This is a genomic window from Nocardiopsis sp. TNDT3 (assembly GCF_003427465.1).
GTDB lineage: Bacteria > Actinomycetota > Actinomycetes > Streptosporangiales > Streptosporangiaceae > Nocardiopsis > Nocardiopsis dassonvillei.
On sequence record NZ_QPFC01000762.1, the window covers coordinates 1 to 5,529 of the forward strand.

General features: G+C 75.6%; 4 protein-coding genes and 1 pseudogene. All 5 read right to left on the minus strand.

What is annotated here, in order from left to right; all coding sequences use genetic code 11:
- Window positions 1-395 (minus strand): annotated as a pseudogene (locus DQW06_RS18825) (acetyltransferase); the annotation flags it as partial.
- A 37-nt stretch (window positions 396-432) separates the two neighbouring features.
- The gene (locus DQW06_RS18830) at window positions 433-2,535 is read right to left on the minus strand and encodes an iron ABC transporter permease (protein ID WP_117199015.1); all 2,103 of its coding nucleotides are present in this window, start codon (window positions 2,533-2,535) and stop codon (window positions 433-435) included.
- Window positions 2,535-3,587 (minus strand): iron-siderophore ABC transporter substrate-binding protein, encoded by a 1,053-nt coding sequence (locus DQW06_RS18835; protein WP_071622225.1) that lies wholly within the window; start codon window positions 3,585-3,587, stop codon window positions 2,535-2,537. The genes DQW06_RS18830 and DQW06_RS18835 overlap by 1 nt, the downstream gene beginning before the upstream one ends.
- The gene (locus tag DQW06_RS18840; RefSeq protein WP_117199016.1) at window positions 3,584-4,474 is read right to left on the minus strand and encodes an ABC transporter ATP-binding protein; all 891 of its coding nucleotides are present in this window, start codon (window positions 4,472-4,474) and stop codon (window positions 3,584-3,586) included. Before DQW06_RS18840 ends, DQW06_RS18835 begins: the two co-directional genes overlap by 4 nt.
- Before the next feature lie 188 nt (window positions 4,475-4,662).
- Window positions 4,663-5,529: AraC family transcriptional regulator (locus DQW06_RS18845; RefSeq protein ID WP_232833073.1), on the minus strand; the 867-nt coding region annotated here is incomplete at its 5' end.

A 5,529-nucleotide genomic window follows, 5' to 3' on the forward strand; every position in this document is an offset into this window, starting at 1 on the left:
TCCCCGCCCTCCTCGCGCGGGGCCTCCAGCGGCGCGAAACCGGCGGCGGAGGCCTCCTCCGCGCCGACCGTCCACCCCTCCCACTTGACCTGTACGAGCCCCCGGCCCCGCGCGTGGGACAGGACCGCCGCCGCGGCGGCGGGCACGTCGCCGACGGCGTCGACGATCTTGGCGTAGGCGGTGCGCGGGCGCGCCGTCACCAGCGCGGCGGCGGCCCAGCCCTCCCCCGCCCCGTCGGGCACGGCCACGATCTCGGGCGCGTGGGCCGAGCGGTCGACCGCTCCCCAGCGTTCGAGCACCCGGTCGGGGGCGATACGCGCCAGGGGCGCGGGCACGGCGGCCGGGTCGAAGGGGACGACGACCGGGGCGGGCGCGTCGGGGCTGTGGGACGGCATTCGGCACTCCTGGTGCGGATCAGAGGGGATCGGCGGTTCACGCGCGGGAGCGGCGCAGCAGCCAGACGAGGTAGGGGGCGCCGACCAGGGCGATCATGAGCCCGGCCGGCAGCTGGGCCGGGGCCAGCAGCGTGCGGCCCAGGGTGTCGGCCACGCAGACCAGCAGCGCGCCCAGCAGCATCGCGACCGGAACGCTGCGCCCGTGGCGGGCGCCGACCAGCGCGCGGGCCAGGTGGGGCGCCACGAGCCCGACGAAGCCGACGACCCTGACCGCGACCACGCTGACGGCGGCCAGGACCGCGGCGACGGTGAGCAGCACCAGCCGCGTCCGCTCCACCCGCATGCCGAGGATGCGGGGCGTGTCCTCGTCCACGGCGATCAGGTCGAGGTGGCGGGCCAGGCCGAGCATCAGCGGCGCCGCCAGGACGAGCGCCACGGCGACCGGCACGACCTCCGGCAGGGTGCGCCCGTAGGTCGTGCCGGACAGCCACGTGAAGATGCGCGGGGTCTGCCAGGGGTCGGCGCGCAGGAGCAGGAACGTCGTGACCGCGCTCAGGCTGTATCCGCACCCGATGCCGATCAGCACGAACCGGTCCGGACGCAGCGCGCCCCTCCAGGCCAGCGCGGCGATCAGCGCGAACGTGGCCAGGCCCATGAGGACCGACATGGTGACCAGCGACGGCAGGCCGCTGCCGGGGCTGGCGGTCACCACGATGACCGCCCCCAGCCCGGCTCCGGCGGTGATGCCCAGCAGACCCGGCTCCGCGAGCGGGTTGCGCACGGTGCTCTGGACGGCGCTCCCGGCCAGGCCCAGCGCCGCTCCGGCGAGTACGGCGGCGGCCACCCGGGGGAACCGTTCGTCCAGGGACCGGCCGATCAGGTCGGGTGCGCTCCCCTGGAGCCACAGGGCGATGTCGCCCGCGCGCAGCCACAGGCTGCCCGCGAGCAGGCCCACGAGCGCCGCCGAGACGAGCAGGGCCGCCGCGACCAGCAGGACGCCGAGGAAGCGCCGCCGCGTGCGCGGTCCGGTCCGCGCGCCCGGCGGTCGGCGCACCGGGCCCGCGTCGCGCAGGCGCAGGGCCAGGACCACGATGAGCAGGCCGCCGAGCACGGCCGTGGGCACCCCCGTGGGGATCGAGGCGGCGCCCTCGGCGCCGAGCAGCGCGCGCAGCCCGGCGTCCGCGAGCAGGATCAGGAGGGCGCCGAGGAGCCCGGAGGCGGTCACGAGCAGCAGGTGCCTGCGCAGCGGCCGGATCCGTCCGGCGAGCAGGCGCGCCAGCACGGGCGCGCCCAGACCGACGAAGGCGATCGGACCGGCCAGCGTCACCGCCGCTCCGGTGAGGAGCACGGCGCAGAGCACCGCGGCGGTCCGGGTCGAGCGCAGGGGCACTCCGAGCGAGGCCGCGGTGTCGTCGCCCAGGCCCAGCACGTCCAGCCTTCGGCTCAGCAGCAGCGCCACGCCCAGCACGACCGCGATGAGCGGCATCGCGCGCAGGGACGCGTCGATGTTGAGCTGGGCCAGGGAGCCGCTCCCCCAGGCGAAGAGGCCGGTGGTGTTCTCCTTGAACAGGATCAGCAGCATCGCGGTCGCCGCGTCCAGGGCCATCGCGGTCGCCGAACCGGCCAGGATCAGCCGCGTCGTGGCCGTTCCGGCGGCGTTGCCCGCCAGTGCCAGCACGAGCGCGGCGGCCAGCAGCCCCCCGGTGAAGGACACCAGACCGGAGGCCCACAGCGGGACGGCGAACCCGAACGCGGCGACCAGGGTCAGGGCCAGGTAGGACCCCGCCGTGACCGCGAGCGTGTCGGGAGAGGCGAGCGCGTTGCGCGTGACCGACTGCAGCAGCGCCCCGGCGACGCCGAGGGCGAAGCCCACGGCCACACCGGCGAACAGGCGCGGAAGCCGCGATCCGGTCAGCACGTCGCCGACCGGAACCCCGTCGACGGCCTCCCGCTCCCCGGCCGCGTAGCGCACCAGGTCCCACCACCCCACGCCGGAGGTCCCCTGGGTGAGGTGCCACACGGCCACCGCGAGGATCGCGGCGACCAGTCCCGCGAGGACCGCCGCCCCGGCGGCGCCGCCGCGCGCGCCGACGCGCGGCAGCGGGGGCCTCCGGGGCGGGGCCTGAACCGGTCCGCTCATTACTGCGTGATCGCGTCGGCGAAGGCGTCGACCGCCTGCGCGGTCGAGCGCGGGCCGCCCGCGCCCCAGATCCGCGGGGGGAAGGCGTGGGCCCGGTTCTCCTCCACGGCCGGGAGGGAGTTCCAGATCGGGTTCTCCTCCAGCGCCTCCACGTAGCCGCCGACGCCCTCGTCGTTGGCGTAGAAGAGGTTGGCCCCGCCCACGGCGGTGAGTCCCTCGACGTCGGTCTGCGCCAGGCCGTAGGAGGGGTTGACGCCGCCGTCCCCGTAGGCCTCGTTGATCTCGTCGGTCCAGACCGGGGTCATCCCGAGCTCCTCGCCGAGGGCGGTGAACAACGCGCCCTCGCCGTAGGGGCGGATGGTGAGGTTGCCGCCCTGGAGCCACCCGTCGAAGTACAGGAAGTCCTTCGTCGGCAGGTCGGCGGAGGCCACGCGCTCCTTGGCCTCGGCGAGGTGGGCGTCGAACTCCCCGATCACCTGGTCGGCCCGCTCGGTGCGCCCCGTGGCCTCACCGATCATCTGGAAGACGCTCCGCATGTTCCCGACGGGGTCGGCCGGGTCGGCGCCCAGCGTGACGAGGACGGGCACCCCGCGCTCCTCCAGCTGCGCGATGATCTCGTCGTCGGCGCTGAAGGCCTCCACGATGACCAGGTCGGGGTTCTGCGCGTACAGGGTGTCGAGGTCGGGCTCCTCGCGGTTGCCGATGTCGGTGACGCCCTCGGGCAGCTCCTCCGCGCTCACCCAGGTGCTGTAGCCCTCGGTGTCGGAGACCGCCACGGGGGTGACGCACAGGGTGAGCGCGTCCTCGACCTGCTGCCACTCCAGGACGGCGATGCGCTCGGCGGGCTGGTCGAGCTCCACCTGTCGGCCGACACCGTCGGTCAGCGACACCGGGCCCGTGGAGGTGGTCGTGGTGTCCTCGGCGCAGCTCTGGGAGGCGGGCGCGGCGACGCCGCCGGTCTCGGGCTCCTCGACGCTGGTGGTGCCGCATCCTGTCGCGGCGAGGGCGAGGGCGGCGCAGGCCGCGGTCGCGAGACGGGGGAGACGGGTCATGGGTGGTTCTCTCTGTTCTGTTCCGCGGTGTTCGGGTGGTCCGCGTTCGCGGACCGGGGACGGGCCGCGTGGCGGCCCACGGGGTCGATGCGCAGGCGGCCGGTCCGGGGGTCGTGGGCGACCTCGACCCGGATGCCGTAGACCTCGCTGAGGTTGCGGCTGGTGAGGACCTCGGCCGGGTCGCCCGCGGAGTGGACGCGTCCGGCGCTGAGCAGCAGCAGCGTGTCCGCGACGCGCGCGGCGTGGTCGAGGTCGTGCAGCACGACGCCGACGGCGACCCCGTGGTCCTCGGCGAGGTCGCGGATCAGGTCGAGGGTCTCGACCTGGTACCGCAGGTCCAGGTGGTTGGTGGGCTCGTCCAGCAGTACGACGCCGGTGTCCTGGGCCAGGCAGGTGGCGAGCCACACGCGCTGCATCTCTCCGCCGGAGAGCTGTCCGGCCGCCCGGTCGGCCATGTCCCGCACCCCGGTGGCCTCCATGGCGTGCTCGACGGCGCGCCGGTCCTGGTCGGAGAGCCCCGCGAGGCCGCGCCGGTAGGGGTGGCGTCCGAACGCGACGACGTCCCTGACCGCCAGGCCCTCCGGCGTGGGCCGGGCCTGGGCGAACAGGGTGACCTCCCGGGCGAACCGGCGTGCGCTGAGCAGGGAAGCCGGGCGCCCGGGTTCCCCGTCCCCGCCGCCGAGCGTGACCTGTCCCTCGTCGATGCGGTGCAGTCGGGCGAGCGAGCGCAGGAGTGTGGACTTGCCGCTGCCGTTGGGCCCCACCAGGGCGGTCACGCGCCCGGCCTCCAGGGACAGCGAGGCGCCGTGGACGACCGTGGAACCGCCGTAGCTCAGGACCAGCCGGTCCCCGCTCAGGGCGTGCGCCCGCGTCACGGCGCTGGGCACGCCGGGCGTGCCGGGACCGCGGCGGCCGTGGCGGAGGACGGACGCGGCACGGCGCGGACGGAGCCGCGGACGGCGTGCGCACACTGCCCGACCAGCGGATACGGCCGGACACGGGCACGGGCGCCCGAACGGGAGCTTAGGTTAGCCTTCACTCACTCAGAATAGATTCGGCCGCTCCGTGGCTGCAATCAGGACTTCCGGACACCGGATACGGAATTCCGGTCAACGGCCGCCCGGGAAGGGCCGAAGTACGTCCCCGGGGTGGTGCCCATCACGCGCCGGAAGGCGTCGATGAAGGTGCTGGTCTGGGCGTATCCGAGGAGTTCGGCGGCGTCCTGCACCTCGCGCCCCTCGCCGAGCAGCAGGAGCGCCCGGTGGATGCGCAGTGACTGCCGCCACTGCGCGAACGAGAGCCCGGTGGCGGCGCGGAAGGCGCGGCTGATCGTGCGGGGGCTCACGCCCAGGTCGCGCGCCCACTCCTCCAGGGAGCGGTCGTCGGCGGGGTCGCGCAGCAGGGCGTCGGCGATCACGTCGGCCCGGGCCTCGCCGGGCAGGCGCAGCGCGAGCTGGGGCAGCGATGGCTCCAGCACGTCGAACACCACCGCCTCCGCGCGCGAGCGCGCCCCGGCGTCCAGGTCGGTGCGGGCCAGGCGCATCAGCAGTGACTCCAGCACCGGGGTCATCGCGATGGCCGTGGGGCCCTCGAAGGCGACCGGCGTGCGGTCCGGGGCGAAGAAGGCGGTGTGGAGTTCGGCCCCGGCCGTCAGCCGGCCGGCGTGCACCTCCCCGGCGGGCACCCACAGCCCGCACCCCTCGGAGACGGTGAAGACGCGGTCGCCGACGCGGGCGGTCAGCGCCCCGCAGCGCACCCACACCAGTTCGTGCGCGGGGTGCGCGTGCGGCTCCCACTCCGCGGGGGCGCCCGGCGCGTGGGACTCCGCGATGATCACGAAGGGCGCCGCGGCCCCCTCCGGAAGCGGGGCGGCCCGCCGCACCAGGGTGCTCGGCTCGCGCCGCCAGGTGCCCAGACCCGCGCCCTCCCCGGAGGGCGCGGC

Coding starts and splice junctions, on each gene's coding strand:
- DQW06_RS18835 (WP_071622225.1), bottom strand. CDS start 3,587: ATGACCCGTCTCCCCCGTCTCGCGACCGCGGCCTGCGCCGCCCTCGCC.
- DQW06_RS18830 (WP_117199015.1), bottom strand. CDS start 2,535: ATGAGCGGACCGGTTCAGGCCCCGCCCCGGAGGCCCCCGCTGCCGCGC.